Origin of the sequence: Bacillus infantis NRRL B-14911, assembly GCF_000473245.1 — a bacterium.
GTDB classification, from domain to species: domain Bacteria; phylum Bacillota; class Bacilli; order Bacillales; family Cytobacillaceae; genus Bacillus_AB; species Bacillus_AB infantis.
The window spans coordinates 4,656,981-4,683,232 of sequence record NC_022524.1; the positions used below are offsets into that span (position 1 = coordinate 4,656,981).

Consider the following 26,252-nt stretch of genomic DNA (forward strand, 5'->3'; position numbering starts at 1 on the left):
AATAAATTTAAATTAGATTCCCATTCTCTTTTCAGCAGAGAGAAGCAATAATCACCACAAGTACCTTCACAGTGACCTGGATGCCAATGTATTTATTCTAAAAGGGGGCCACCCCCTTCCCAGAGGCTGCCTTGTTCAAAACAAACCAGGATGAATACATCCCCCTCTTCCTTGGGATAGTAACATTAATAATTACACAGCCGGGAAGGATACAGCATGAATAAATTTGAGAAAAACACATTGAAATTTCTTCTTGTCTTTGGATTGATATCTTTTATCAATTTGATGAGAAAGCCTCCGGTAAAAGACTGGATGCTGATCTTTCTCTTTAAAGGATACTTTCTTCCATCCTCGACAAGCTGCTTGTCAGAAAAGGTTATATAACCTACCCAGTTAAGCTGGTGAAATCATTTGACGTCAGCTTTATTTTCGACTATCTTCTCTACCCAATCGCATGTGTCTATTGTAATCAGGTAACCAGAACATCGAGCCTTATAGGCATTCTGATGAAAGCACTTTGCTTTAGCCTCCCAATGGCTTTAGTCGAACATTTTTTTGAAAAAAGAACTAGCTTGATTAAATTTAAAAAAGGTTGGAACTCTCTAATCAGTTTCTTTTCTCTAACCGTTACTTTTTTAATTTCCAGAACTTTTATAGCCATCATACGAAAAGCCAATAATACACCGGTTCCTGATAATAAATAGGAGCTGGTGCTGCTTTTTTAAGGACCGCCGCATGTATAATGGCTAATGATACAAAAAGGGTATAGATTGTGCCTGTTCATTTTTCAGGGAGATATGCAGTTCTTTTTCAGGGCTGATAGAAGCAAAGAATATTTCCTGCAGCCGGGAGATGCCCAGCCGGGACAGCTTCGAATCAAGCCAGTCCTGATCTACGTTAAACCGTTCCAAAACCTCCCGGTATACCTTTCCTTCAACGATGACAGGAAAGGCAATTTGCGAAGAGCTTCCGGAAATATTCAGGTCTCCCTTTGTGGCAGGCAACTGTGCAGGCTTGAGCTGGACACTCAGCATTCCGTTTCCCTCGAGTATCCCTAATTCCACATATTGAACGTCAAAGACCTGCTTATCCCTCAGCATTTGCAGGATGTTATCAATACTGTAATGGTACTTTTTTAAATTGGCACTAAGGAATTTGCCTTTATGTATCACAATGACCGGCTCAAAAGTGATGAGTTTTCCGAATTTCCGCTTTGAAATCTTCAATCTCCCAATCAGCCGCTGGAGAAGGCCGATAGCAATAATGGCAAAGCCTGTTTCCAGATGCCTGATGGAGGGATCAGCTATATCCGCCCCGGCCACCGCCCCCAGTGTAATGATAACCAGATAATCAAAAACAGGAAGCTCGCCAATCGAGCGCCTCCCCATAAAAAGAGTAATAAAGAGCAATAAAGGCAGAATGGTGATGATCCTTCCGAAAATCAGAAGACAGTTATGCAGCAGATCTTCCATAATCTTTCCTCCTGGCAGATGATGACTTTAGTTTATCGGAGGATAGCTGGAATTATACGGAAAAATCAAAAGGGCTGCCTGGCCACAGTTAGTTTTCTGCTCCTTGCAGCTGAAGAGTGGGCTTCCAGTGAATTAAGGGGAGATTTTACTGTTAAATACAAATCAGCTTTGTTTTTCGGAAAATTAAGAGGAGTTTTTCCCTCTATGCAAAGAAAAATTATCTTTTTTATGGTTTCGAGTCATATAAGGGGAATTTCTCCCTTTATTTAAGCTGTTTTCAGCACTATTTTTAAAATAAAGGGAATTTTTCCGTCTATAAATTTTCATTAGCAGATAATCTAGTTTCCTTGTTTAAAAATGTTAAAGTTAAAGGAGAATCGCCTATTCAACTGTTCAGCCATTGAGTGCGTTTAATAAATACGAACATCCAGAAGTAAAAAGCCTGGGATACCCCAAGCTTTTTTGGTTAGTTAAGTACTGTACTACATATTCTACTAAAACGTATGCTGTTTAGTCTGTGATTTTTCCCACTATCTCTGAACAGCTTATGGCAAAAGGCAGTCCTTTTTCATTTTATAGTCCAAACAGTCCCGGTAGCACCATGCTGACCTGCGGGATATAAGTAACAAGGAGCAGTACAACGATGATGGCAGCGTAGAATGGAAGCAATGGCTTCACAAGCTGCTCGATCTTCACCTTGCCGACGCTGGATCCGACGAACAAGGCGCTTCCTACCGGCGGTGTGATGCTTCCGATGCAAAGGTTGAGGCACATCATAATGCCAAAGTGCACCGGATCCATCCCGATATTCGTGGCAATCGGCAGGAATATCGGCGTGAATATGAGGACTGCAGGCGTGATATCCATGAAAGTCCCAATAATCAGCAGGATGACGTTCATCAGCAGCAGGATCAGGATCGGATTATCGGTCAGGCTGAGGATGCCGCTGCTGATGGCCTCAGGAATGCCGGTAAATGCCATGACAAGGGAAAGAATGGTCGATGCGGCAATCAGAAGCATGATGATGGCTGTCATCTCCACTGTTTCCATCAGCATCTTCGGAACATCTTTTATTTTAAATGTCCGATAAAACATCGAGAGAATGAGAGAATAGGCAACCGCAATGGCAGCGCCTTCTGTTGCCGTGAACACCCCGGCAATGATTCCGCCGATTACTATGAACACGAGCAGCAGGCTCGGAATCGCATCGAGGAATACTTTCATCACCTGGCTGAACGTAATTTTCGGTGCAATCGGATAATTCTTTTTCTTCGCAATCACATATGCTACAACCATGGTAGCAAGTCCCCAAAGGATGCCGGGAATATAACCGGCTATGAAGAGCGCGGCAATCGACGTCCCGCCGCTGACAAGGGAATAGACGATCAGCAGGCCGCTTGGCGGAATCAGCAGCCCTGTCGGTGCCGATGCGATATTAACCGCAGCAGAATACGCCGGGTTATAGCCTTCCTTCTTCTGAAGCGGAGACATGACTCCGCCGATTGCTGCTGCAGCGGCAACGGAGGAACCGGAAATCGAACCGAACAGCATATTCCCGACTACATTCGTATGGGCGAGCGATCCGGGCATCCTCCCGGAAAGGACCTTCGCAAAATTGATCAGGCGGATCGCGATTCCGCCATTATTCATGATAACCCCTGACAGGATGAAGAACGGGATGGCGAGCAGGGAAAAGCTGTCGAGCCCCGCCACCATCTTCTGCGCTGCTGTGAATACGGCAATATCAAAAGGAAACAAAACCAGCATGGTGACAAGAGAGGCACCGGCTATGCTGATGGCAATGGGAACGCCCAGAAATAAGAGCAGAAAGAATACAAAAAGCAATAGGAGTCCTGCTGTGATTGTCATCCCAGCCCCTCCTTTCTATCCTTATCAATATGTATGGGCTCTGGAGTCTCTACTTCTTCTGAATATAAGTCCGCTTTTCTATTTGCGGAGATTTCCCTGATGGAGATGATCGTATAAGCGGCAATCAGGATGCCGCTGACTGGCAGGGACAGATAAATATAGGCCATCGGGAGGCCAAGTGCGGCAGAATACTGCTCCATAGAGATCCCAACTGTTTTAGACCCGCCGACAATCATGACAAATACAGCAAATGCCAGGACAATCAGCTCAATCAGGATAGCTGCGGCAAGCCTCTTCCTGTTTTCCAGCTTTTCTACGATGAACTCGATTGCGATATGCTTCTTGTTTCCGAAGGCATAGGCTCCGCCGAGCATGGAAACCCATATCAGCGAATACCGGAGAAACTCCTCTGAAATCGTACTTGGCGAATCCAGCGCATATCTTGTGAACACTTGCCAGATGGCCATCAGGACCATCACACCCAAGAGGGTGCAGGTCACAAAGGCAATGCTCAGATCGATCCATTTTTTCATAGTCTGCATGATAGCTCCCCCTTTTAATTGCCTTCAGCCATGTCCCGGATTTCTTTATAGTATTTTCCGGTCGATTTCTTTTCTGCAAACTCCTTATGCAGCGGCTGTACAGCTTCCATGAAAGGCTCTTTATCCGGCCTGCTGAATGTGACATTCATATCCTTGGCGTCTTTTATCGCCTTCTCTGTCGCTTTCCGCCAAACCTCTTTATGGTAAAAAGAAGACTCTTCTGCCGCTTCTGTTATAGCTTTCTTCTGTTCAGCAGTAAATTGCTTCCATTTGCTTTCATTGATAATCAGGATATCCGGGATGATGGCATGTTCGCTGTAGCTGTACTGCTTTGCCACTTCTCCGTGATTATTATCCGTCAGTGCTGTTTCATTATTTTCCGAGCCGTCGATGACACCCTGCTGCATAGCCGTATAGACTTCACCGAAGGACATCGGCGTCGGCGACCCGCCCATCAGCTCAAGCATCTTGAGGTTTGTCGGGCTCGGCTGGACCCGTATTTTCAGCCCCTTCAGATCATCAGGATGCATAATCGGCTTGTTTTTTGTATAAAAGTTCCTTGTGCCTGACTCATAGAACGTCAGTCCCCTCAGACCGATATCAGTCGTAGTCTGGTAAACCTCTTTTGCGGTGCTGCTGTTCATCGCTTTATAAAAATGGTCTTTATCGTCGAATAAATAAGGAAGGCTGAACAATGAATAGACTTCTGAAAAGTTCTCAAGCGAGCCTGCGCTCACCTTGGCAAAGTCAATCGCACCGGTCTGAGTCAGCTCAAGTGCCTCTCGTTCCCCGCCAAGCTGTCCGCTCGGGTAAATTTTGACCTTCATACTGCCATCTGTCTTTTCCTCTACCAATCTTGCAAACTCTGTCAGCGAAGTATGTATCGGATGTGTTGTGCCCTGATTATGGGCAAGCCTCAATGTGACTGTCCCTTCCTCCTCGGCAGCCTGCGCTGTACAGCCGGCCAGGATTCCTGCCATGAGCAGAAGGATAATGCCAAACACCTTAAAATTCTTCATAAATCCCCCTCCAGGTTATGTAAGCATTGTTGTATGATTTCCTGAAGGTATTCCCTAAAATATGACTATTGAAACAGAAGAGGTTATAAAAGAACATAAAAAAATGCCGGGCAATGGCCGGCATTTGATAGTTTTATTCAATGGAGAGCTCTTCTCGCAAAGTCGGTGAAACGGAATTTGTCCGGACGGTGCCTGGACTCTGTGAACTGGAATAGGCTGGCATCGTTCAAGTATACATGGCTCCTGATGACCACTACATTCTGGAAGCCATCAAGGTCCAGCAGGGAGCGGTCCTCATCGGTTGGTTCCTCTACGATGATTTCTTTTTTGGCAAAGCTGATGTTCAGGTTCAATTCTTTTTCAAGGTACTGATAGATGGAATCCCTGCAAATATCACCAGTCAGATGGGGAACATGCTTCTCAGCCAGAAAGTCGCGGTCAAGAATGATTCTTTCTCCTCCCATCTTTCTTGTCCGCAGGACGTCCCAGACCAGATCGCCTTCCTCCAGCTGCAGCTCTTTTTTGATAAAACCCCCGGCTTCTCCAAGGCTCAATCCGTTAAGAATAGTCTGGGGAGGTTCGCTCATCTTGCCTGCCAGCTCCTTGAAGCTGACCAGCCCGGATACTGGGAAGTCGAATTTAGAAGTATTGAGGACCATGGATCCTTTTCCCCTGATTTTTTGAATATAGCCATTTTGAGCAAGGAGATTCAAAGCTTTGCGAATGGTTTCCCTTGAAGCCTGATATTCTTTTACCATTTCATTCTCAGATGGAAGATAGGTTTCCGGTTTAATCCTTCCGCTCCTGATTTGCTCTGTGATGCTTTGGCAGATATCGAGATACTTCTTTTTCATTGGACAAATCTCCATTCTCAATTTTATCAAGCAAAGAAAAAAAGAAGGGAGAACCACCCGTCCCCCTTCCTGTATGCAGTTAGACAGCTGCACTCTGTTTCTTTTGCTTTTTAAAAGTAAAATTCTTTACGCCTGTTTTAGCAAAGATGGTTGTCAGGACGAATGGAACGACAATCGCAATGATCATGCAGATGGCAAATGTTCCGATATACTGCGCCTGGATGGAAAGAATTCCAGGCAGTCCGCCAACACCGATTGAGTTGGCCATGACTCCGCTCGCTACAGAAACAACAGCTGCAATCATCGATCCAATCATGGCAGCCAGGAATGGGAACCCGTATTTCAGGTTGATCCCGAACATCGCAGGCTCGGTTACGCCAAGGTAGCAGGAGATGGCCGCAGGGATGGAAACCTGCTTTTCTTCCTCATTTTTGCGGTTGATGAAGATCATGGCTAATACTGCTGAGCCCTGAGCAATATTTGAGATGGCGATCATTGGCCAAAGATTTGTTCCGCCAAGCTCACTCATCAGCTGAAGGTCAATGGCATTTGTCATATGATGCAGGCCGGTGATGACCAGTGGTGCGTACACGAAGCCAAACACTGCCGCAAACAGCCATCCGAATGAAGACGTCAGGCTTGAGTATACGACATCCGATATCACTGAACCGATCTGCCAGCCGATAGGGCCGAGCACTGTATGCGCTATCAAAACAGTCGGCACTAGGGCAAGGAAAGGAACAACAATCATTGAGATAGAGTTTGGAACCACTTTGCGCAATCTTGTTTCCAGGAAGCCTAACGTCAGACCAGCCAGGATTGCAGGGATGACCTGGGCCTGATAGCCGATCATATCAATCTGGGCAAACCCGAAGTCCCATTGCGGGATATCTCCTGCCCCTGCCCCGGCAACGCCATAGGCATTCAGCAGCTGCGGCGATACTAATGTGATACCAAGGACGATTCCGAGAATCTGGGACGCACCCATCTTCTTGGCAACAGACCAAGTAATTCCGACAGGAAGGAAATGGAATATCGCTTCCCCAATCAGCCACAGGAAGGCGTGGACGCCAGCCCAGAACTGGGATATCTCAACAATCGTCTTGGTGCCATCTTCCACGAGCTTAATGTCACCGATTACATTTCTGAAGCCGAGAATCAAACCGCCGACTACAAGGGCGGGAATCAATGGTGTAAAAATTTCTGCCATATGCCCCATCATCCGCTGAAGCAAATTCTGGTTCTGCTTGGCCGCTGTTTTGGCTTCCTCTTTTGAAGTGCCTTCTACACCGGCAATCTTAGTGAATTCATTATAAAAGCTGGAAACTTCATTGCCGATGACTACCTGGAACTGGCCGGCTTGTGTGAAGGTTCCTTTTACAAGCTTAATGTTTTCGATTTTCTCAATATCAGCCTTGGATGGATCATTCAGGACAAAGCGCATGCGTGTCACACAATGTGTCACCGCTGCAATATTGTCCCGGCCGCCGATATGCTCCAGCAGCTCATTTGCAGAGCCTGTATATTTCGTCATAGGTATTCCCCCATATTTTATAATCAGCATAAATATATAATAGCGCTTTCATTAACTTGTATATACAAATACTGAGCTCTCTTAAAATTTAACTTATATATACAAGTTTGTCAATACAATTTATTCACCCGCTTAGGCAAATTATATAGTGAGCGTTCGGAGGGATTTCCGCCCCGCTTCTAAAACAAAAAAGCACCTGCCGCTTAAGCAGATGCTTCAGTACCTTATTCCGCAGAAGAAAGTTCCTCTTCAGTGACCCATAAATGATTCTTCACTTCCGCACCCCCATCTTTAGGAGTGAAATTGATGACGTAGACAGTCTTCTGCTCTGCTGTATCAATGATAGCAGCCGCCCCTTTCATCCCTTCCATGTGCTCCGCCTCAATGATGGCCTCACTGCCCGGTTCAAAGGGCTCCTCTCCTGCATCTTGAAGCTCTTCGTGAACAACCCATTTATGGTTTTCTATCCGGTCGCCCCCTGTTACAGGGTCATAGGAAACTGTATAAACCGTCGTGTCGTATACAGCAGCAACGGTTGCTTCGGCTCCCTGCATCCCCGGCATATGTCCTTCTTCAATGATCACTTTGCTTCCCACTTTATATTTCGGATTCTCCGCTTCCTTCATGCCTTGAGGGATTTCCCCGCTGCCTGAATGATCCATTTCTGAATGGTCCATTCCCGCATGATCCTCTTGCTCTCCTGCTGATTGGCCATTCTGATGATGCTCTGTACTGTTTCCTCCATTGTCTTCACTTGTGTTGTCCGGATTGTTAGAACTGCATGCCGCCAGGATCAGGGTCAGCGTAAAAATCAAAATAGCGAGTGTTTTTTTCATCATTTTCTTCCTCCTTCTTTTAACATGTTTTATTATTTCAGATAAAAATGCAGAATTTATGTAGATAGCTTTACATTTATATTTCCCCTACCTGATGATTTTTGTTCTCCAAAAGCGTCCCTTTAGAATAGTTATCTTCAAATTTTTTGCAAATGTTAATGATATATTAGGTAATGCCGGCTCTCATCTGCTTAGCGCCTGGCCTGGAAACGGAGGGACTTTATGAATAAAATATCGACAAAGCTGGCTGCCTGGTTTCTACTTGCTGTTTTAGTCCTGGAATCTTTTTTAATGTTTTATTTATACAACAATATCATCGATTCGCGGGTGGAGGAGGAGTTCAATTCCATTCTCTCAAGAGGCAACAGCCACCGGGATGTGCTGGAGGACAGTTATACTGAAGGCACCCTCAGCCATATCGCGCTAATGGAATCAAAGACGGAAACAGAGGTCGTCATTACTGATTTAGATAAACAGATTATTGTAAGTTCGAGAAGCGTTTCTAAAAGAATGAAAGAAATTATGACAAGGCATTCTTCTGATGTTTCAAGAAATGGGACTGTTATTGAATCCAACTGGAGGGAAATGCGCTATCTTGCGACAGTGACCCGGTTCAGCAGCTCCGGCCAAGAAGGCTATGTGTATATGTTTAAGGATACCGCTCCAATGAGGCAGCTGATTGAAAAATTAAACCACCACTTTTTTCTTGCAAGTGTTCTTAGCCTATTGGCGATTGCCTTTATCTATTTTATTTTATCCAAGTTCCTGACACGCCCTTTGATCAAAATGAAGGAAGCAACTGAGCAACTAAGCAAAGGCCATTTTCAGGTAAAACTTCCTCCCGCCGGCAAAGATGAATTAGGAGAGCTGTCCACTTCCATCCAGAAGCTTGCCAGCGACCTGAAGATTATCCAGAAAAGCCGCCTTGATTTCCTGGCCAGCATCTCACATGAATTGCGTACTCCCCTGACCTATATGCAGGGCTATACAGCAATCGCCCTGCGGGAAGGCCTGCCAGACAGTGAACGGCGGGAATACCTAGAGATCATCCAGGATGAATCCGCTAAGCTTGGTAACTTAATTGACAACCTTTTCCAGCTAGCCAAGATTGACCAGACCAATTTTACAATCCAGAAGCAGGAAATCGACCTGTGCAGGATACTGGGGGAACTTACAGCAAAAGTCAAGCCGGCGTTCAACGGGAAAAACATAGAGCTTCAGACTTGCTGTAAAGAAGGGCTTACGCTGTCAGCTGACCCATTAAGGTTCGAGCAAATAATCTATAACCTGCTTGATAATGCTTTAAAATACTCTGATGAACATACGAAAACAGCTGTACATGCTGAACAAACTGCAAAAGGGACAGTAAAGATCCTGATTGAGGATCAAGGTAAGGGAATCCCGCAAGCAGATCTTAAATATGTATTTGACAGGCTGTACAGAGTGGATAAGTCAAGATCGCGCGAGAACGGCGGCTCCGGCCTCGGACTTTCGATTGTAAAGGAATTAGTGGAGGCCCACGGGGGCACCATCCATATTTCCAGCCAGGAGACTAAAGGAACAATCGTTGAGATTGAAATTTAAGAGGTGACGCTTTTTGAAAACCATTTTGCTTGTTGATGACGAGGAACGGATGAAGAATTTGCTGGCTCTGTTCCTGGAGCCGCATGGTTACAAATGCCTGAGGGCGAAAGACGGATATGAGGCAATCCAGCTGGTTAAACGTACACATGTTGACATGCTGCTGCTCGACATTATGATGCCAGAGCTGGACGGTCTGGAGACATGCCGGAAAATCAGAGAATTTTCGAATGTCCCCATAATTATGCTCACAGCCAGGACCGACAATCTGGATATGATCAAAGGATTTGATTGCGGAGCCGACGACTATGTGACCAAGCCTTTCGATGAGAGGGTGCTGCTCGCCCGGGTAAATGCTTTATTCAGGAGGCAGCAAATCCAGCATGGGGCAAAAGAAGTCATACGCGGGGATTTCAAACTGGATATGGATTCTTATACATTAAAGTATAAAGGGAAAGCCGTTTCGCTGACCTTAAAAGAATTCCTGCTGCTCGAAACACTAATGAAACATCCTGAACGCGTATATACACGGGATCAGCTGCTGGCAGTCGCATGGGATATTAATGCCAGCACAGAAATCAGGACGGTAGACTCTCATGTAAGGAATCTGCGCGAAAAATTAAAGGGGGCTTCCTTTCCAATAGAAGAGCATTTGGCAACCGTATGGGGCATTGGCTATCAATGGAAAATAAAATAAAAGGAAAGTATGCACACATTCTGCAAACTTAAAGGGGATTTAACCTATAACCCCAATTGAAGAAAAGGAGTGAGCAGAATTGAAACCATACTGGAAATTTGCCGGAATGGTCGTGACCTCTACCATTATTATGTTCCTTTTTAAATATTGGAGCACCTTTAAGGCTGATCATATCTTCTTCAGCGAGATGCGCGCATACATGGCTTTGCTGATGGGGGCAACCATGGCTGTGATCATGCTTCTCTTCATGAGAAATATGCTGAAAAACAAGAAAGCCAACATAAGCATCCTGACTGGCAGCATCCTCTTATTCTTTTTATCGCTGTTCCTGATCCGGAGCCAGGCGCTTGTCGATGATGTCGATTATATGGAAGGCATGATTCCGCACCATTCCATCGCAATTTTGACCAGCGAGCGTGCACGAATATCGGATCCAAGAGTAAGGAAGCTCGCAGATGAGATCATTAAAGCGCAGGTTAGGGAAATCGATGAAATGAAGCAGCTTATTGAGGATCTTAAAGATGAGGAATAATTTAAAAAATCAGCCTGGCAGGCTGATTTTTCCTTTTCAGGTAAAACAGAACGAGAAGATTCAGAAGAAGAAAATTTATAGAACATAGATAAAATCCGAAAAGAAATGATTCGGGCTGCTTCTGGCAAAATCCTGGATTTTCTTGACGAAGAAGTATTGGGAATGAGCCTGGAGCTGAACGGGCTTTTAATACGAAAAATTGCTGCACCGCCAAAGGATTGGCCCGCTCCTTCTCCGAGAAAAATCCTTACTGACTCTTCCAGCCCCAAAGCTATATCTGGTGCTCCACCACAACTGTCATCCAGCCCTCTGCGTATTCCGCGTAGATCTTCCCGCCATGCAGCTCAACGATCCTTTTGGAAATAGCCAGTCCCAGACCTGTTCCCTGGTTTTCTGTTCTCGCTTTTTCGCCTACGACAAACCGGTCGAATAATTGATTCAAGTCGGCAACAGGAGGCTTATCCGTCCTATTGGAAATTTTCAGTACGGCCATGGAGCCTTCAGCATTTAGAGAGAGTTCTATTGAAGAGGGCTTCGTACTGTATTTTATGCTATTCGAGAAAAGATTTTCATAAACCCGCACCATCATTTCCACGTCCATTAAAATCCGGACAGGCTCTCCTGTAATAGAAGAATGAACGGTGAGCTGCTCCCGTTCCATGATGGGCATATACTCGCCGGCCATCTGCCTTAATAAAGCTGAGAGGTCAACCTTATCCATATTCAAGAGAACATCAGGACTGGCCAGCCGTGTGTATTCCAATAACTCATTCATCAGTGATTTCAGCCTTTGTGATTTCGAATAGGTTGTTTCCAGATACTCCTTTAATTCTTTGCTGTCCTGGTATTGCCCTTTTCTCAAGAGATCCAGATAGCCGATAATCGAGGTTAACGGAGTCCTTAAATCATGGGAAACATTGGTGATCAGTTCATTCTTGGCGTTTTCAAGGCTTCTTTCATGCTCAAATCTGCTCTCAAGCTCCTTGGACATAAAATTGATATTACCGGCGAGCTGGGATAGTTCATCCTTCCCTTTGATATGGATGGTCAGGCCCAGCTGTCCTCCGGCTATTTCCTGGACACGATCGCTGATCATCTTCAAATAGAAGATTTTCTTGCGTACCAGCAAAAGGAAAACCAGAATGAAGCTCAAAATAATTATTGTAAAAAACAGGAACATAGTGACATTGTAAATCGGCACACTCAGTTCTGTCAGAAATTTCACATCGTACACTCTGAAAATCATTTGAGATAGCAGAACCATCACCAGGAAAGATGCTACAAAGCTGATGGCGATAGACCCGAGAAGTTTAAAAAACAGCCTGTTTTTCAGCATCATATCTTGTATCCCACGCCCCAGATGGTTTTGATATAAATCGGATGCTTAGGGTCTTCCTCGATTTTCTCCCTGATTTTTGTAATATGGACCATGACTGTGTTGTCCGATTTCAGCAGGTCCTCTTTCCAGACGGACTCGTAAATCTTGCTGACGCTCATGACAATCCCTTTGTTTCTCGCAAGCAGCTCGAGGATATCAAATTCCTTCGGGGTAAGTCTGATCTCTTTTCCGCCTGCATACACCAGCCTTGTATCTGTATTGATCTCCAGGCTGCCAATCACAATCACATTTTTATCTGCTTCTGATTCTGTATTGTATTTCTTGTATCTTCTCAAATGGGATTTGACCCTTGCGATCAGCTCAAGAGGGTTGAACGGCTTTGATATATAATCGTCTGCCCCTGAGGTCAATCCCTGGATCTTGTCCATATCTTCCGATTTCGCCGAGAGCATGATGATCGGCATATGCTGCTCTTCCCTGATTTTCATGCATGCTTCTATGCCATCCATTTCCGGCATCATGATATCCAGGATAATCAAATCGAATGCCTGCTCTTCCAGCTTGCCTAAAGCTTCCAGCGCGTTCTCCGCCTGACTTGTCTTCAGTCCTTCGTTTTCCAGATATACCGAAATCAAATGCCTGATTTCTTTATCGTCGTCCACAATTAAAATATTGCCATCCACCCGTAACACATCCCATCATACTTCTAGTTTATCGTTGCTGCAGCTCAGTACATAAGCCGGCGGAAAATTGCGGTACTCCCGTTTAATGTCAATATTCTTAAAGAATTGCTCTATATATGCTTTTTTCAGCATTGTATATTGAAAGGTGATGAAACGCCCTTCAGGTCCCAGCAGCCTTCTGGTGTTATTTAAGATAGCATGGGACACAGGCTCAGGCAAACTTGCAAAGGGCAGTCCAGAGATGACAAAATCAATCTTTCCAAGTCCGAAGCTTTCAATATAAAAATCTATCTTCTCTGCCGACCCGTTAACAATAATCACATTATCTTCATTCTGATATTTTTCCTTCAGCAAAGAATAAAATTCCAAGTTGTTTTCGATCAATAGGACGGTGGCATCGGAGTTTCTGTATTCCAGGATCTTTTTGGTGAACACGCCTGTTCCAGGGCCATACTCAACAATCAATTTAGCGCTCCCGAATGCAGGATCACTGACCATCTTTTCAGCCAGATAGCCGGAGCTTGGCAAGAGTGCCCCAACTTTTCTTGGATGCTTTAAATATTGCTGCAGAAATACATGCCCTTTCATTTCGCTTCACTCCATCTGTCGAATTTATACCTTTAGCATAAATTCAAAACCTGAAGAATTTCTTAGGGAATTTATTAAGAATTATTAAGATGCTTATATAGTAGTATGGGCTGGAAAACTAAAAAAGCTGCCTTAATGGCAGCTCAGATTTTAACCTTTATAAGAATAAGCCGGACTTCCCTTCACATCCGTTTTTACCCTGAACAGCCCGCCTGACAATGGATACTCTTTCTGCTGCTCTTCGTTCAGCCCATCTCTTGCAGTGGTGATGTACAAGTCCTTTAAGTCCTCGCCCCCAAATGTACAGCAGGTCACATTCTTGGCAGGGACCTTTATTTCTGACAGCTTCTTGCCTGTATGAGGATTCCATCTCGATACCTTGCCGCCGCCATAGTGGGCAATCCACAGCATTCCCTCTCCATCAATCGTCATCCCGTCCGGTGCACCGTCTCCTTCTGGAAAGCTGATGACTTCAGTGCGGTTTTCAATTGCCCCCGTTCCGAGGTCAAAATCAAAGCGGCTGATCTTTTTGGTTGGTGTATCGATGAAATACATGAATCTGTTATCCGGTGACCACGCTAGGCCATTCGAAATGCCAAGCTGATCTAACTTTTTCTCAACTTGCTGATCGGTATCCAGACAGTACAGCGCCCCTTCAGCACCTGCCCCCTGCTGGTCCATCGTCCCTGCCCAGAACCGGCCGGCAGGATCACACTTGCCGTCATTAAAACGATTAGAAGGAATATCGCTCTCTAATTCTTTTATTAAAGTGAGCTTCTCTGTCTCTAAGTTAAGAAGATAAAGGCCATCCTCCAACGCAACTGCCGCTTCCTCCGCATTTCTCGGAACAATCGTGCCTATATTCTGATCCAGCTGGATCTCCCGGTTTTCTCCTGAAGCCGGGTTAAAGATATTCACCTTTTTCTCCTTGATATCCACCCAGTATAGTAACTGCTTTTCTGCGTCCCAGCATGGGCCTTCTCCCAATGTGGCTTTTGCGTCCAGGACTAATTCCGCTTCTCCCATTCTTAACACCTCGTCAATTATAAGAATTTACTTTATTATAGACTTTCCCGGGAGGAATCGGCTGGAAACGTATGAGCTAACAATATAAAAACGGCTGCCGACTTAGTCGGCAGCCTGAAGTGCGGCATCTTTAGGGGCATTTATCAATTTTTTTTCTTAGCTGGAACCACTATTCCGGCTTGTCTCTGAAATAGTGGCTCCAGCTCTCTTACCTGGAACCACTATTCCGGCTTGTCTCTGAAATAGTGGCTCCAGCTCTCTCCTGGAACGCTAAATTTCCTTTCGCTCCACCCGCCTGATCAGCTCTTCCAGCCAGTGAATCGTATGCTCCATCCTGGTGGAAACATAGCCTTCCATGAATTCTCTGATATTCTGCTGTGCCTCGCCGACATGCTTCTCGGCGTCTATGCTGCTGATCTGCTCCCAGCGGGCCTTGATGGCGTCCAGCTTTTTTTCCAGGATGGTGATGACCTTGCCGCGGTCCACATATTTAATATTGGCGATCGCGACGACCATCTCCCCGATCCCAGTGGATTTCTCGAATTCCTTGTAGATTTTCTTCGGCAATTCTTCACGGCCTTTTGCTGTGATACCGAACACCTGCTTATCAGGGCGATGTTCCTCTTTGATGATTTCGACTGTCTCAATGAGGCCCTGCTTCGCCAGTGTATCGAAGTGGTAGTACAGCTTGCTTTCCGTCAGCCCGCTCAGCTGATCGAGCGGGATCGGTTCGGAAAGCTGTTTTTTTAATTTATACGGATAATTATTATCCTCCATCAGTTTGCTCAATATGAAAATTTGTATGGACATACTATATCCTCCTGGAAGAAGACTCTCTTCATATCATAGCAAAACTAGGCGGTGACTTCACCTGCAGCCTTGAGGGAATCACTTGCGTCAAGCTCTGGAATCACGACCGGCGCCGGTTTGTGAAGGAACGCAACAATGGCGATATTGATCAGCATGGCAGCACCTCCGACTGCAGCCATGGACCAGAGGTACGGGCTCGGACTGATGCTGCTGTACATATTGGCCATATATGCCTGCACAGAGTAGTACATAGGAGAAATATGGCTCATCCATTGGAATGGAGCATACATCATTTCCCTTGAGATCGTAGCGCCATTGGCCAATGTCTGCATCAGCAGGATTGGCAGGTTCAACACCATGCCGCCCTCTCCGATCAGGAAAACCAGAACTGCTGTGAAGTTGAAGCAGACCATATAGTTCAAAATCTGCTGGCCGGCGATGCCGAAGAACAGATCGCCGCTTGGCTCATTGACCAGATAAGCCACTCCGACGGCTACAGCCGATGATACAACAGCGATCAGAAGAGCTGTTAATTGCACATAAAGAAACAGCCTGGTTTTACTTGCTTTGCCGCGGCTTTCCCTGAAAGCGGCGACCAGCTGCATCGCACCAATCATCGCACCAACATAGCCGGCCATTGTCAAGAACATCGGCAGCATATTATTATTCATGCCAGCTGGAATCTTATTGATTGAAATGACATTCCCGCTATACGCTGTTTCAATTTTTTTAGCCATCTCTGCTGCCTGGTCTTCCGGCAGATTAAAGTTCATCAGCACACCCTGTGCGGTTTGCTGTGAGAATTGGCTGCGCAGCTGGTTGTTAATTTCACCGACGACAGATTTCATAGTAGAAGAAACGGTAGTGGCCGAGGCTTCATTAATTGTAAAATCAATCCCTGTCGATCCCTCACCTTTTTGCAGATCCGCAGAGAAGGTTTCCGGAATTCGCACAACTAAAGCCAGGTCATTATGATTCAGGTCTTTAATGGCCTGCTTATTGCTTATATCTGTTTCAATTTCTTTAAAAGGCAGATTCTCCTGGAGCTGCCCGGCAATCTGGGCACCATAAGTGCCGGCATCTTCGTTCACTATCGCAATCGGCATTTGATCGACATTCCCTGGAATCGCAGAATAGCCTGGGAGAAAGATGCCAAGCATCGCAGCTGCATAAAAAATCCCCATAAAAATCGATGCGATCGCCCCTCGTGTTTTTAGAAACTGCGTAAATTTCATTATTGCTTTCCTTCCTTCTGTGAAATTTATATTACTTTTACTAATATACTTTATTAAAAGTACTTTAATTTGAGTACTTTGTTAGTTTATTGTATCTTTTTGGGAAAGTCAACATAAAAAAAACTGCAAAGAGAGGCGCAATTAAGCACTCTTTGCAGTCACATATGATATTCATCAACCCATTCGCTATATTCACCATACAGCTGCCTTAAGCTATCAGTCCGGGCTGCAATAACCTCACATCCGCGGTCATCATAGATGAAAAAGATAATATCCCTCGTCATGTTAATGAAAAAAATATCAGGATAATAGGAAACCTCCGCACTGCCGAACCTTGGCTTCAGGAGGAAGTCTTCATTGCAGGCTGCTTCAATAAGCTTGCGGCAATGAAAATCACTTTTTCTGCCTTTCAGATAATATCGGGAAGTATACCCGGCCTCTTCATCATTAAGCAGATGCTTAAGAGTTTCATGTATGATTTTATATTTAAGCTTCTTATTTATTAAGTAATGACCAAACACCTTTGTTGGCCTTTTTGTCGTTCTGTCCGTTTCGGGATGATAGATATTTAAAGCAACAGCCATTTCATCTTCTTCCGAAAAAAGTGACATAAAAATGGAGCATGCCTGGCTGTATACAGTCTCGAACAGATCCAGGTTCAATTCCCCATCTTCCTTGAACTGATAGATTCCGTTCCCGAGTTCAAAGTGGATGCCAATATTCCATTGGGAGTAAAGGCTCGGCTTTAATATAAGATTAGGGAAAGTCCTCTCCAAGTAAGCTTTGACTTCCATCAGTATAACCTCCTAAAACCAGCTCAAAATCAGCACAAATAATCCAACACCGCAGACCAGAATCTCAAAAAAATGAATTCCGACTACGACCATATGGCTGGTGTTTTTTTGATAAAAGCCGAGAAATGGGGCGTGCTGGTTGATATACAGGCAGGCACAGGACACCAGGAGAGCGGCATTGAGATGGAATTCTGTCCTGAGCGAGGTGGCATAAGGGCTGTAGCCTTCCTGATCAATCACAAGGCTGATTCCGTATTTTTTGGATAAAAGCAATGACAAGTTCATCAGAATGAATACCAGGAGGGCGAGGCTCAACGGATGCCTGCGGTAATCAATGAAACGCAGCCAGCGGTAAGCTTTGCCTGGTTCATCGTCTTCCTCCGGCTCGGCTTTCGCCATATATAGAACGAAGCCGGCTCCAACAGCTGCCGGGATCACTGTGAAAACTACATCGAGCAGCGGAAAACCCGGAAAGGCAAAAAAGACCGCAGCCAGGATGATTACCATGGCAATCAGCAAAGCCCAAATACGCTTATCACCGTTTTGTGCCTTTGCCGCTAAAGGCTGGATATATTCCCTCATATCTTTTCTTTTAGAACCAGGGAAGCCTGAATCGCTTCCGCCGGCCTTCCCCTTCAGCACTTCCATAAAAGTAAAAGATATGAGCATAAGAAGAACTCCGGCAAAGAGCCATAGATAGGCGGCGAACGGATAAGGAGCAGGGTCTTCATAGCTGCTGATGATCCATATACCATCGCCAAGCAGGCACATCAGGCCGGCAAGCATCAGGTATGCTGATATTTTATAAAGAAGCATAAGATTCCCTCTTTTTTCACTCTTTTTCTCTTATTATATCAAAGGGAAAGCAGATGAAATTCCCTGTCGGCTCCGGGTATGGATGCGCTTACTTTTTTTCAAGTCTTAAAAGCTACTCAAAGAACGAAGTATTGAGTCGCACAACCAGCTTTCCGAAAATCTCCTTTTCTTCTTCTGTCCAGTCATTTAGAACTTTGAAATAATGGGCCCTTCGGTTTGCGATATCTGCTTCCAGTTTTTCTTTTCCCAGGTCTGTAATTGAAAATACGCTTACTCTGCCATCCTTTGGATCGGAACAGCGCTTGATAAGGTCCTTTGATTCAAGTGACGCAGCCTGTCTGGACAATGTCGAGATATCAAGCTTAAATGCTTCAGCAAGCTCTTTAACGCGGGCTGGGCCGAATTCATCAAGCTGTCTGAGCAGCAGATAGGCTGAGCGCTCCAGCTGGCCGATCTTCTTTTCCGACTGCTCAAGATAGACTGCCTTGCGGATGAAGGTCGCCAATTCGTATTCTATTAGTTCAACGTCGTTTTGTTTCTCTTTTGACATGCTTTCATCTCCTAGTATGAGTGGCACATAGATTGACAAAGATTAAAATGCTTGTATAATACAAATATATACTTGTACTATACAAACATTTATCTGAAAAGTAAAGTGATTTTGAAAGGAGGAACGCTGTTCTTATTTTCCAGGACGGCTATGACTATCATGAAATGGCTGCAAATTGTCCTCCAAATCTGTGTACTATACGCCTTCACCTTTACGGGTGATGTGATCCAGCGGGCTTTCCATATACCAATACCAGGCAGCATCATAGGACTCTTACTGCTGCTTGCCTGTTTGCTGCTCCATATTGTGCCGGTCATCTTTGTGAAAGACGGAGCAAGCTTCCTGCTGTCGATCCTGCCTCTCCTGTTCATCCCGTCGATGGCAGGTGTCGTCAATTATCCGAGCCTGCTTTCCGCTACCGGAGCAGTACTCGCTGCCATCGTTGTCGTGAGTACGATAGCCACGATTGCCGCTGCAGGCCTGATGAGCCAGTTTTTAGAAAACCGTGCCGATAAACGAAAGGAGAAAAAAGCGTGCAAAGCCTTATCATCGCAATCCTGATGATTTTCTCGACCATCACCATCTATATGGTGATGGCTTCCGTATATAAGCGATATTCTTATCCTGTATTCATTCCAGTCCTGACTTCTACCATCATTATTGTCGCCCTGCTTGCAGGACTTCATGTGCCGTATAAAGAGTATATGACAGGCGGGAAATGGATCCACTTTTTGCTTGGCCCTGCTGTGACTGCCCTTGCCTATCCGCTTTATACTCAGCGCGAAGTTTTGAAAAAATACAGTCTGCCAGTACTTGGCGGCGTGTTCACGGGCCTGATCACCGGGATGATCACCGGCATGCTGTTTGCTATGCTGCTCGGGATGAACCACGAGCTCATCCTGTCGCTCATCCCTAAATCGATCACCACGCCCGTTGCCATGCAGATTGCAGACGGTATTGGAGGCATTCCTTCCATGACCGTCATCTTTGTCACACTCGCCGGCTTCTCAGGTGTCCTATTAGGCCCTTCCATCATCAAGTGGGTCCGGATCCGCTCCTCGCTTGGCCGCGGCATCGCACTCGGCAGCGCCTCACACGGACTCGGTACCTCAAAAGCGTCCGAGTACGGCGAAGTCAGCGTCTCCATGAGCTCTGTTTCGATGACCCTGTGCGCCCTTCTTGGATCCGTGTTTGGTCCGGTTATTGTGTGGCTGTTCCATATTTAAAGAAAGCCTGCTTATCCATTTGGAAGGCAGGTTTTTTTTATATGCAAAGCCGCAGCTCACTTCACAATCAGCACCGGACAGGCCGCCCGCTTGGCAACCTTATGGCTCACACTTCCCAGAACGAATTCCTGCAGGACATTCAGCCCCCTGCTGCCGATGATTACGATATCAGCTTTATTTTTATTGGCATAGTCGACAATGCATGGGCCCGGGTCTCCATCCAGAACAATGATCTCATACTGTACTCCGGATTCCTTTGCAAGCTTTTCAACTTCAGCCAGCCGCCTCTTTTTCCCCTCGCCAAGATTGGCAGAATTCCAGTGGCTCAGCGTTTCCGACTTGGCTTTATCAGGATCGGCGACATAGACGATTTCAATCCTGGAACCTGAACTGCATTTGGCGATATGGATGGCATTTTCAGCAGCCCTTTTACTGTGCTCTGAACCATCTGTTGCTAATAATATCTTTTGGTACATTTGATAACCTCCTGATATTAAATTGAAAGCGCTTTTATTTCGAGATGTAAAGCCTTTCCTACAACTTATTAATGATTGTATCTATTTATATGCTAAATAGCTATGACGCAGGATAAAAAAATGAAAGATTGCTCTCCTGATTTCGGAACACACTGGCAGCAGGACTGATAGATCCATACGGACCACAAGTTTTCGTTATTCCCCCCACCGCTTTCCCAGATAAAAGAGATAATGTTACAGTATAATAGGAAGCCAAATCTATTAACTGGGCGCCAGAATACGTTATGAATTAAAAGAGGGGGTTTTTTAACATGGAAAACAAAGGAAAACATTACATAGCCATATTTGCTGTTTTATTAGTACTGCTATTAGCGGCTTGTGAAAGCTCATCTGGTGTATCAAACGATGAGTCCGAGAAGCAGCAAAATAATGATTCGTCTCAAGATACAGAGCATGGATCTTCTGGTGCAGACTCTGCAGAAGATGACACAAATACCGGCAGCACGAATACAGATGACACAGCATCTGAAAAAGAAGAAGACCCTCCTGCCAATGAAACCGAAGATAGCTTGAAGGAAGAGTATCTCAAAAAACTGAATAACAGCAAAAAAGAAGCAGACGCATTAGAAGCGGCAGATTCATCAACATACGCTTTGAAAAAAGTAGAAAATGACCGTTGGGAAATCTGGGATGACAGGCTGAATGAGATTTATGGAGTTCTACAAGAGCGGCTTCCGGCAGAAGAGATGGAGTCCTTAAGAGAAGAACAGCGCGATTGGCTAAAGGAACGTGACGCCCGCGCATTGGAGGCATCCCTCAAGTATGAAGGAGGCACGCAGGAACATTTAGAATATGTCGCTGTCCTGGCCGATATCACAGAAGAAAGATGCTATGAACTGGTCGAAAATTATATGAACTGATTCTTCCTTGGCGGGATTGCTGATAAACTGAAAAAAGGAAGTATCCTAAGGCATTGCGCTGAGCAATGCCTTTTTTGTTTTTTTGAGATCCCTCATACCGGTTCTTTGAGGTACTCTGGGGCAGGGGGTCTCTCTCTTGAGTGACTCATATCGGTTCTCTGAGGCACTCTGGGGCAGGGGGTCTCTCTCTTGAGTGACTCATATCGGTTCTCTGAGGCACTCTGAGGCGGGGGGTCTCTCTCTTGAGTGACTCATATCGGTTCTCTGAGGCACTCTGGAGTGGGCATTCACTCTCTTGAGTGACTCATATCGGTTCTCTGAGGCACTCTGGGGCAGGGGGTCTCTCTCTTGAGTGACTCATATCGGTTCTCTGAGGCACTCTGGAGTGAGCATTCACTCTCTTGAGTGACTCATACCGGTTCTTTGAGGCACTCTAGGGCAGGGGGTCTCTCTCTTGAGTGACTCATATCGGTTCTATGAGGCACTCTGGAGTGAGCATTCACTCTCTTGAGTGACTCATATCGGTTCTCTGAGGCACTCTGGAGTGAGCATTCACTCTCTTGAGTGATTCATACCGGTTCTTTGAGGCACTCTGGGGCAGGGGGTCTCTCTCTTGAGTGACTCATATCGGTTCTCTGAGGCATTCTGGAGCAGGAATCACTCTCTTGAGTGACTCATACCGGTTCTTTGAGGCACTCTGGTGCGGAAATCTCTCCTTGAGTGACTCATACCGGGTCTTTGAGGCACTCTGGGGCAGGGGGTCTCTCTCTTGAGTGACTCATATCGGTTCTCTGAGGCACTCTGGGGCAGGAATCACTCTCTTGAGTGACTCATACCGGTTCATCGAGGCACTCTGGGGCGGAAATCTCTCTCTTGAGTGACTCATGACAATTCCCCGAATCACTCTGGGTCAGTAAAGTCCTCTTTTAAATGCCTCATACAGGACTTCCTCCCGCACTTTCCAACCCAAAGTTCCCTTGCTCAACTCGTTCAATGGCATCCTTCCAAGATCGTAAACAACTGAAAAAATGAAACAATTCCCAATCCACCCTTTAGCCCCCCAGCACCTAATGTTACACTAATAATAAATGGAATTATTTTGAAATGGGGTTAGGGGTATGGAAGACATTATATTAGAGATTGAAGACCTGAAAAAGAGCTATGGATCGAAGCCTGTGCTGAAAGGTGTTTCTTTACAGGTGAAGCGCGGGGAGATCATTGGCTATATCGGACCGAATGGTGCCGGAAAGAGTACGACTGTGAAAATTATGCTGGGGATTGAGGACGGGTATTCAGGCGGGGTAAAGATCTTCGGCCAGGATATATCGGATGGGAAGATTGATTATAAAAGGAAAATCGGCTATGTGCCTGAAATTGCTGAGGTTTATGACAATTTAACGGGCCATGAGTATTTAACGTTTATCGGCGAGCTGTACGGCATTGATTCTGACCTTGCCAGCTATAAAGCTAAGGCCTTGATGGAGCTGTTTGGCATTGGGGAGGTCTATTATTCCAGGATTACTTCTTATTCAAAGGGCATGCGGCAGAAGCTGCTCATCATTTCAAGCTTATTGCATAATCCGGACCTCCTGTTTTTTGATGAGCCCATCAATGGCCTGGATGCGAACAGTGTCATGATTTTTAAAGAGATTATGGCCCAGCTGGCTGTGCAGGGCAAAACGATCTTCTATTCTTCTCACATTATGGATGTGGTCGAAAAGATCAGCAGCCGCATCATCCTCCTTCATGATGGGCGGATTGCTGCTGATGGCACCTTTGAAGAACTGCAGCAAAAGACGGAAGGCTCGCTTGAGCAGATCTTCAACCAGCTGACTGGGTTCAGCGAGCATAAGGAACTGGGCGCCAGGTTTGTTTCGATTGTAGGGGAGATGTAAAGATGCAGGACTTTCAGACTCTCAAAATATTAGACCGTTTTGAATGGATGTTCAGCCGCTTTGGCGTAGACTACAAGGTTATGAGAATGATCCTGCAAGTAAAGCTGACGATGGATGGGCGACGTGTGCCAACCGTTTTTGCGCAGAATGCGAGGAAGGCAGAAGACAAGGAAAAGAGCAATCAGTATATAAAATCACTATGGATTTATGTTTTATTCGGGCTGTTCATGATTCCCTTTCTGCTGATGGGTGAGAATTATCTTTTTCAAATGAGCCTTTTTTATGGGATTTTCACCTTTTTTGTCATGACAGCGATGATTTCCGATTTTTCGACGGTTCTGCTGGATATACGCGATCGGAATATCCTGTTTCCGAAGCCTGTTGACCGCAAAACGATCAATACAGCTAAAATGGTTCATGTTGTCATCTATCTATCATTTCTTACCATCGCACTTGCCACAATACCATTGTTTGTCGGGCTTTTTAACATTGGACCTTTATTCTTCCTGACCGCAGTCATCAACATCATCCTGATTGACCTGTTTATCGTTGGATTGACTGCGCTTATCTATCTCGCATTCCTGAGATTCTTTGATGGGGAGAAATTAAAAGATCTTATTAACTATGTCCAGATCGGGCTTTCCCTGATGATCATGGTCGGCTATCAATTGCTGATCCGCTCCTTTGCTATCATTGATTTCACCGTCTCACTGGAGCCTGAATGGTGGCAGGTATTCATCTTCCCGATGTGGTTTGGAGCCAATATGGAATTGGTGCTGAACGGCCGCTTCCAGCCGTTCTATATCATCTTTACAGCTTTAAGTATCGTGGTTCCGTTCCTGAGCATTTGGATTTATACGAAATTCAATTCGTCTTTTGAGCAAAACCTGCAGAAGCTTGCCTATCACGGCAGTGCTAAGGAAAAGAAGCGGAGCAAAACCGGCCGATTCCTCCTTAAGGTGCTTTGCCGCTCAAAGGAAGAAAGAGCATTCTTTAAATTTGCCAGCAGCATGATGAAAAATGAACGGGATTTCAAGCTGAAGGTGTACCCTTCATTAGGGTTTTCCATCGTCGTTCCGTTTCTAATGATATTCAGCAGTTTTGATACAGACCTCAGCCGCCTGGAAGGCAGCAAATCATATTTATCTATCTATTTCAGCATGATCATCATCCCGACCATCATGCTCCTCCTGAAGTATTCAGGTAAATATAAAGGGAGCTGGATTTTCAGAGCCGCGCCTTTAGACCAGCTTGGCCCCATGTTCAGCGGAACGATAAAGGCATTTATCCTTAAATTGTATCTGCCGATCTACTCTATATTGAGTGTCCTGTTTGTCCTGCTTTTCGGGGCAAGGGTTGTGCCGGATCTGGTTGTCGTGTTTATCAATGCCTGTACCTATGCGGTCCTTTGCTTCATGTTCCTGAAAACAGCGATTCCGTTTTCGGAGTCTTTTGACCAGTATAATCAGAACGGCAATGGTGTGATTATATTCGGACTGATGCTGTTTGCCGGATTATTTGCCGGACTGCACTACTTAAGCACATTGCTGCCGTATGGAATCTATCTGTATATGGCAGTTGCCCTTATATATCTGGCGGTTTTTTGGAAGCTGGCGTTTAGGGTTACTTGGAAGGATGTTCTTGAGTAGGAAGGCAGAAGAAAGCCGCCATGGTTTGGCGGCTTCTTTTTTATTGCGATAAAGATTGTGCATATTGCTTTATAAGATTCTTTATCATAGGATTCAGCCCTTCAGGCAGCTCATCTGCTCTGAAAAATTTTGCCTCAGTCGTTTCCAAACCGTCTGCTTTAAGAACGCCGCCTTTCATATCCCTCGAGATATAGGCGATTGTCACGGGATAAAATTCATCCCCGTTCGGTAATTTCACATAATGCTCTTTTCCTGAAATCACGCCGGCCAAATCTAGCCTGCCTATTTCAATGCCGGTTTCCTCCAGGACTTCCCTTCTTCCTGCTTCTTCAGTGGATTCGCCTAATTCAATGAATCCCCCGGGAACGCCCCAGCGGCCGTCAATCCTTTTTTGCAGCAAAAATTCTCCCATATCATTGATGACCGCTACTGCAACGCCAACCAATATGAGCGGCTCATTGCCTACAACAGTGCGTAAATCTTCTATATACCCCATAGTCTCCCCCATTTCCTTTCTATATGGAGTATATTTCCACATTCTCAATCCAGTCCCCTTCTTTTTTAATTTCAAAAATCCCACCCATTATCCAAGACTAGTCAGCAACACCATAAATCCATTCGTCAGCCCGTGAATTAATACCGGAGGCCAGATGGAGCCTGTCCGCTCGTAAGCCAGGGCGAAAAGAATGCCGCTGAAGAAATTGACGGGCATGACGTTATAGGTCGGGATATGAATGATGGTAAAGATCAGCGAGCTGAGCAGCAGCGCCCCCGTCAGCCCCATCCGTGTCCGCAGCCAGCGATACAAGAAGCCTCTGTAGAAGATTTCCTCATATATGGGCGAAATGACAGCAGCAGAAATGAAGGCAATGAGCACTGTGAAAAAAGTGACGTTTTGCTGCATGGCCTCAGTTTTGCTGTTTTCCCACGTATTGCCTATAAAGCTGGTAAGCACAACAATGATGACGGCGCCGGCCAGCAAGACTGCCGAATACAGCCCGATGAGCTTCCAATCCTTCAAAGCGAATCCTTTTACTCCAACCTCCCTCCAGGAAAGCCTTTTTGGGCGGAGGGCAGTAAAATATACCCCCGCCATTAGAATAACGGCTATTGTTAATCCGGTTAATGTCCCGGCATATAAATCGTCTTTAAGCCACTCGGCATAAAGAGGCTGTACAATAAGCTTCACGACTCCAATTACAATAATAAATTCAAGCAGCATTAATAAAATGAATTCTCTCCAGCCCCAGGGGTCCCGTGTTTTCCAATTCATTTGATCTGTTCCCATTCTTCATCCCTCTTTCTAACT

At 45.4% G+C, this 26,252-nt stretch carries 29 protein-coding genes; 10 read left to right on the plus strand and 19 right to left on the minus strand.

The features are described 5' to 3' along the window. The first annotated feature begins 347 nt into the window (after nucleotides 1–347). The gene (locus N288_RS25785) at nucleotides 348–704 is read left to right on the plus strand and encodes a CBO0543 family protein (RefSeq protein WP_410110760.1); all 357 of its coding nucleotides are present in this window, start codon (nucleotides 348–350) and stop codon (nucleotides 702–704) included. Nucleotides 705–746: 42 nt separating this feature from the next. Here N288_RS25785 and N288_RS22985 read toward each other — a convergent pair whose 3' ends face one another. Further along, nucleotides 747–1,472, minus strand: a complete 726-nt coding sequence (locus tag N288_RS22985; RefSeq protein ID WP_009794468.1) for a DUF421 domain-containing protein — start codon at nucleotides 1,470–1,472, stop codon at nucleotides 747–749. Here N288_RS22985 and N288_RS22990 point away from each other — a divergent pair. Beyond that, nucleotides 1,455–1,742 (plus strand): hypothetical protein, encoded by a 288-nt coding sequence (locus N288_RS22990; protein WP_022544552.1) that lies wholly within the window; start codon nucleotides 1,455–1,457, stop codon nucleotides 1,740–1,742. The two genes, N288_RS22985 and N288_RS22990, sit on opposite strands and share 18 nt — an antisense overlap. A gap of 303 nt (nucleotides 1,743–2,045) precedes the next feature. Here N288_RS22990 and N288_RS22995 read toward each other — a convergent pair whose 3' ends face one another. The 6 genes from N288_RS22995 to N288_RS23020 all read right to left on the minus strand — a co-directional run bounded on the left by N288_RS22995 (nucleotide 2,046) and on the right by N288_RS23020 (nucleotide 8,129). Next, a complete protein-coding gene (locus tag N288_RS22995) occupies nucleotides 2,046–3,341 on the minus strand; it encodes a TRAP transporter large permease (protein WP_009794470.1) in 1,296 nt (431 codons plus the stop codon). Then, nucleotides 3,338–3,883, minus strand: a complete 546-nt coding sequence (locus N288_RS23000; RefSeq protein WP_009794471.1) for a TRAP transporter small permease — start codon at nucleotides 3,881–3,883, stop codon at nucleotides 3,338–3,340. Before N288_RS23000 ends, N288_RS22995 begins: the two co-directional genes overlap by 4 nt. Nucleotides 3,884–3,897: 14 nt before the next feature. Continuing rightward, the gene (locus N288_RS23005) at nucleotides 3,898–4,902 is read right to left on the minus strand and encodes a TRAP transporter substrate-binding protein (protein ID WP_009794472.1); all 1,005 of its coding nucleotides are present in this window, start codon (nucleotides 4,900–4,902) and stop codon (nucleotides 3,898–3,900) included. Nucleotides 4,903–5,039: 137 nt separating this feature from the next. Continuing rightward, entirely contained in the window at nucleotides 5,040–5,756 is a 717-nt protein-coding gene (gene treR, locus N288_RS23010) for a trehalose operon repressor (protein ID WP_009794473.1), read from the minus strand. 79 nt (nucleotides 5,757–5,835) lie between these two features. Beyond that, the gene (treP, locus tag N288_RS23015; protein ID WP_022544553.1) at nucleotides 5,836–7,290 is read right to left on the minus strand and encodes a PTS system trehalose-specific EIIBC component; all 1,455 of its coding nucleotides are present in this window, start codon (nucleotides 7,288–7,290) and stop codon (nucleotides 5,836–5,838) included. A 224-nt stretch (nucleotides 7,291–7,514) separates the two neighbouring features. Further along, a complete protein-coding gene (locus N288_RS23020) occupies nucleotides 7,515–8,129 on the minus strand; it encodes a YdhK family protein (protein ID WP_009794475.1) in 615 nt (204 codons plus the stop codon). Between the two features lie 219 nt (nucleotides 8,130–8,348). On the opposite strand from N288_RS23020, the gene N288_RS23025 reads away from it, so the two are divergent. The 3 genes from N288_RS23025 to N288_RS23035 all read left to right on the plus strand — a co-directional run bounded on the left by N288_RS23025 (nucleotide 8,349) and on the right by N288_RS23035 (nucleotide 10,936). Beyond that, complete coding sequence (locus N288_RS23025; protein WP_009794477.1) at nucleotides 8,349–9,710, plus strand: sensor histidine kinase; 1,362 nt, start codon at nucleotides 8,349–8,351, stop codon at nucleotides 9,708–9,710. 13 nt (nucleotides 9,711–9,723) lie between these two features. Further along, nucleotides 9,724–10,404, plus strand: coding sequence for a response regulator transcription factor (locus N288_RS23030; protein WP_009794478.1), 681 nt, complete (start codon nucleotides 9,724–9,726; stop codon nucleotides 10,402–10,404). A gap of 79 nt (nucleotides 10,405–10,483) precedes the next feature. Beyond that, nucleotides 10,484–10,936: a DUF305 domain-containing protein gene (locus tag N288_RS23035; protein WP_022544554.1), complete on the plus strand. Its 453-nt coding sequence runs from the start codon at nucleotides 10,484–10,486 to the stop codon at nucleotides 10,934–10,936. A 271-nt stretch (nucleotides 10,937–11,207) separates the two neighbouring features. On the opposite strand, the gene N288_RS23045 is transcribed toward N288_RS23035, so the two are convergent. From N288_RS23045 to N288_RS23085, 9 genes are all read right to left on the minus strand, one after another. Further along, on the minus strand, nucleotides 11,208–12,284 hold the full coding sequence (locus N288_RS23045) for a sensor histidine kinase (RefSeq protein ID WP_035402847.1): 1,077 nt from the start codon (nucleotides 12,282–12,284) through the stop codon (nucleotides 11,208–11,210). After that, the gene (locus tag N288_RS23050) at nucleotides 12,272–12,958 is read right to left on the minus strand and encodes a response regulator transcription factor (protein ID WP_009794482.1); all 687 of its coding nucleotides are present in this window, start codon (nucleotides 12,956–12,958) and stop codon (nucleotides 12,272–12,274) included. The genes N288_RS23045 and N288_RS23050 overlap by 13 nt, the downstream gene beginning before the upstream one ends. Nucleotides 12,959–12,973: 15 nt before the next feature. After that, complete coding sequence (locus N288_RS23055; RefSeq protein WP_009794483.1) at nucleotides 12,974–13,546, minus strand: class I SAM-dependent methyltransferase; 573 nt, start codon at nucleotides 13,544–13,546, stop codon at nucleotides 12,974–12,976. Between the two features lie 150 nt (nucleotides 13,547–13,696). After that, the gene (locus tag N288_RS23060; protein WP_009794484.1) at nucleotides 13,697–14,572 is read right to left on the minus strand and encodes an SMP-30/gluconolactonase/LRE family protein; all 876 of its coding nucleotides are present in this window, start codon (nucleotides 14,570–14,572) and stop codon (nucleotides 13,697–13,699) included. A gap of 270 nt (nucleotides 14,573–14,842) precedes the next feature. After that, on the minus strand, nucleotides 14,843–15,382 hold the full coding sequence (locus N288_RS23065) for a PadR family transcriptional regulator (RefSeq protein WP_009794485.1): 540 nt from the start codon (nucleotides 15,380–15,382) through the stop codon (nucleotides 14,843–14,845). Between the two features lie 44 nt (nucleotides 15,383–15,426). After that, entirely contained in the window at nucleotides 15,427–16,617 is a 1,191-nt protein-coding gene (locus tag N288_RS23070; protein WP_022544556.1) for a YhgE/Pip domain-containing protein, read from the minus strand. A 158-nt stretch (nucleotides 16,618–16,775) separates the two neighbouring features. Beyond that, complete coding sequence (locus tag N288_RS23075; protein WP_009794487.1) at nucleotides 16,776–17,411, minus strand: DUF3885 domain-containing protein; 636 nt, start codon at nucleotides 17,409–17,411, stop codon at nucleotides 16,776–16,778. 12 nt (nucleotides 17,412–17,423) lie between these two features. Further along, nucleotides 17,424–18,227: a hypothetical protein gene (locus N288_RS23080; RefSeq protein ID WP_009794488.1), complete on the minus strand. Its 804-nt coding sequence runs from the start codon at nucleotides 18,225–18,227 to the stop codon at nucleotides 17,424–17,426. A 112-nt stretch (nucleotides 18,228–18,339) separates the two neighbouring features. Beyond that, the gene (locus N288_RS23085) at nucleotides 18,340–18,777 is read right to left on the minus strand and encodes a MarR family winged helix-turn-helix transcriptional regulator (protein ID WP_009794489.1); all 438 of its coding nucleotides are present in this window, start codon (nucleotides 18,775–18,777) and stop codon (nucleotides 18,340–18,342) included. 159 nt (nucleotides 18,778–18,936) lie between these two features. Here N288_RS23085 and N288_RS23090 point away from each other — a divergent pair, with 159 nt between their 5' ends. After that, nucleotides 18,937–19,338, plus strand: a complete 402-nt coding sequence (locus N288_RS23090; protein WP_035402941.1) for a CidA/LrgA family holin-like protein — start codon at nucleotides 18,937–18,939, stop codon at nucleotides 19,336–19,338. Next, nucleotides 19,311–20,003 carry an LrgB family protein gene (locus N288_RS23095; RefSeq protein WP_022544558.1) on the plus strand — a complete coding sequence of 231 codons (693 nt, stop codon included), beginning with the start codon at nucleotides 19,311–19,313 and terminating at the stop codon, nucleotides 20,001–20,003. Before N288_RS23090 ends, N288_RS23095 begins: the two co-directional genes overlap by 28 nt. Nucleotides 20,004–20,059: 56 nt before the next feature. Here N288_RS23095 and N288_RS23100 read toward each other — a convergent pair whose 3' ends face one another. Continuing rightward, nucleotides 20,060–20,479 carry a universal stress protein gene (locus N288_RS23100; RefSeq protein WP_009794492.1) on the minus strand — a complete coding sequence of 140 codons (420 nt, stop codon included), beginning with the start codon at nucleotides 20,477–20,479 and terminating at the stop codon, nucleotides 20,060–20,062. Between the two features lie 311 nt (nucleotides 20,480–20,790). On the opposite strand from N288_RS23100, the gene N288_RS23105 reads away from it, so the two are divergent. The 3 genes from N288_RS23105 to N288_RS23115 all read left to right on the plus strand — a co-directional run bounded on the left by N288_RS23105 (nucleotide 20,791) and on the right by N288_RS23115 (nucleotide 24,943). Then, nucleotides 20,791–21,399, plus strand: a complete 609-nt coding sequence (locus N288_RS23105; protein WP_009794493.1) for a lysozyme inhibitor LprI family protein — start codon at nucleotides 20,791–20,793, stop codon at nucleotides 21,397–21,399. A 1,118-nt stretch (nucleotides 21,400–22,517) separates the two neighbouring features. Next, nucleotides 22,518–23,294 (plus strand): ABC transporter ATP-binding protein, encoded by a 777-nt coding sequence (locus tag N288_RS23110; protein ID WP_009794494.1) that lies wholly within the window; start codon nucleotides 22,518–22,520, stop codon nucleotides 23,292–23,294. A 2-nt stretch (nucleotides 23,295–23,296) separates the two neighbouring features. Next, the gene (locus N288_RS23115) at nucleotides 23,297–24,943 is read left to right on the plus strand and encodes a hypothetical protein (protein ID WP_009794495.1); all 1,647 of its coding nucleotides are present in this window, start codon (nucleotides 23,297–23,299) and stop codon (nucleotides 24,941–24,943) included. 40 nt (nucleotides 24,944–24,983) lie between these two features. Here the strand turns inward: N288_RS23115 and N288_RS23120 are convergent, their stop codons facing one another. Both N288_RS23120 and N288_RS23125 read right to left on the minus strand, forming a co-directional pair. After that, a complete protein-coding gene (locus N288_RS23120; protein ID WP_022544559.1) occupies nucleotides 24,984–25,439 on the minus strand; it encodes an NUDIX hydrolase in 456 nt (151 codons plus the stop codon). 87 nt (nucleotides 25,440–25,526) lie between these two features. Beyond that, nucleotides 25,527–26,231, minus strand: coding sequence for a CPBP family intramembrane glutamic endopeptidase (locus N288_RS23125; protein ID WP_009794498.1), 705 nt, complete (start codon nucleotides 26,229–26,231; stop codon nucleotides 25,527–25,529). Nucleotides 26,232–26,252 lie beyond the last annotated feature (21 nt).

What these genes read in the sequence shown, in the direction of transcription:
- N288_RS22990 (WP_022544552.1), top strand. Translation starts at nt 1,455, where the DNA reads ATGCAGCAGATCTTCCATAATCTTTCCTCCTGGCAGATGATGACTTTA.
- N288_RS22985 (WP_009794468.1), bottom strand. Translation starts at nt 1,472, where the DNA reads ATGGAAGATCTGCTGCATAACTGTCTTCTGATTTTCGGAAGGATCATC.
- N288_RS22995 (WP_009794470.1), bottom strand. Translation starts at nt 3,341, where the DNA reads ATGACAATCACAGCAGGACTCCTATTGCTTTTTGTATTCTTTCTGCTC.
- N288_RS23000 (WP_009794471.1), bottom strand. Translation starts at nt 3,883, where the DNA reads ATGCAGACTATGAAAAAATGGATCGATCTGAGCATTGCCTTTGTGACC.
- N288_RS23005 (WP_009794472.1), bottom strand. Translation starts at nt 4,902, where the DNA reads ATGAAGAATTTTAAGGTGTTTGGCATTATCCTTCTGCTCATGGCAGGA.
- treR (WP_009794473.1), bottom strand. Translation starts at nt 5,756, where the DNA reads ATGAAAAAGAAGTATCTCGATATCTGCCAAAGCATCACAGAGCAAATC.
- treP (WP_022544553.1), bottom strand. Translation starts at nt 7,290, where the DNA reads ATGACGAAATATACAGGCTCTGCAAATGAGCTGCTGGAGCATATCGGC.
- N288_RS23020 (WP_009794475.1), bottom strand. Translation starts at nt 8,129, where the DNA reads ATGATGAAAAAAACACTCGCTATTTTGATTTTTACGCTGACCCTGATC.
- N288_RS23025 (WP_009794477.1), top strand. Translation starts at nt 8,349, where the DNA reads ATGAATAAAATATCGACAAAGCTGGCTGCCTGGTTTCTACTTGCTGTT.
- N288_RS23055 (WP_009794483.1), bottom strand. Translation starts at nt 13,546, where the DNA reads ATGAAAGGGCATGTATTTCTGCAGCAATATTTAAAGCATCCAAGAAAA.
- N288_RS23060 (WP_009794484.1), bottom strand. Translation starts at nt 14,572, where the DNA reads ATGGGAGAAGCGGAATTAGTCCTGGACGCAAAAGCCACATTGGGAGAA.
- N288_RS23065 (WP_009794485.1), bottom strand. Translation starts at nt 15,382, where the DNA reads ATGTCCATACAAATTTTCATATTGAGCAAACTGATGGAGGATAATAAT.
- N288_RS23070 (WP_022544556.1), bottom strand. Translation starts at nt 16,617, where the DNA reads ATGAAATTTACGCAGTTTCTAAAAACACGAGGGGCGATCGCATCGATT.
- N288_RS23075 (WP_009794487.1), bottom strand. Translation starts at nt 17,411, where the DNA reads ATGGAAGTCAAAGCTTACTTGGAGAGGACTTTCCCTAATCTTATATTA.
- N288_RS23080 (WP_009794488.1), bottom strand. Translation starts at nt 18,227, where the DNA reads ATGCTTCTTTATAAAATATCAGCATACCTGATGCTTGCCGGCCTGATG.
- N288_RS23085 (WP_009794489.1), bottom strand. Translation starts at nt 18,777, where the DNA reads ATGTCAAAAGAGAAACAAAACGACGTTGAACTAATAGAATACGAATTG.
- N288_RS23090 (WP_035402941.1), top strand. Translation starts at nt 18,937, where the DNA reads ATGAAATGGCTGCAAATTGTCCTCCAAATCTGTGTACTATACGCCTTC.
- N288_RS23100 (WP_009794492.1), bottom strand. Translation starts at nt 20,479, where the DNA reads ATGTACCAAAAGATATTATTAGCAACAGATGGTTCAGAGCACAGTAAA.
- N288_RS23105 (WP_009794493.1), top strand. Translation starts at nt 20,791, where the DNA reads ATGGAAAACAAAGGAAAACATTACATAGCCATATTTGCTGTTTTATTA.
- N288_RS23110 (WP_009794494.1), top strand. Translation starts at nt 22,518, where the DNA reads ATGGAAGACATTATATTAGAGATTGAAGACCTGAAAAAGAGCTATGGA.
- N288_RS23115 (WP_009794495.1), top strand. Translation starts at nt 23,297, where the DNA reads ATGCAGGACTTTCAGACTCTCAAAATATTAGACCGTTTTGAATGGATG.
- N288_RS23120 (WP_022544559.1), bottom strand. Translation starts at nt 25,439, where the DNA reads ATGGGGTATATAGAAGATTTACGCACTGTTGTAGGCAATGAGCCGCTC.
- N288_RS23125 (WP_009794498.1), bottom strand. Translation starts at nt 26,231, where the DNA reads ATGGGAACAGATCAAATGAATTGGAAAACACGGGACCCCTGGGGCTGG.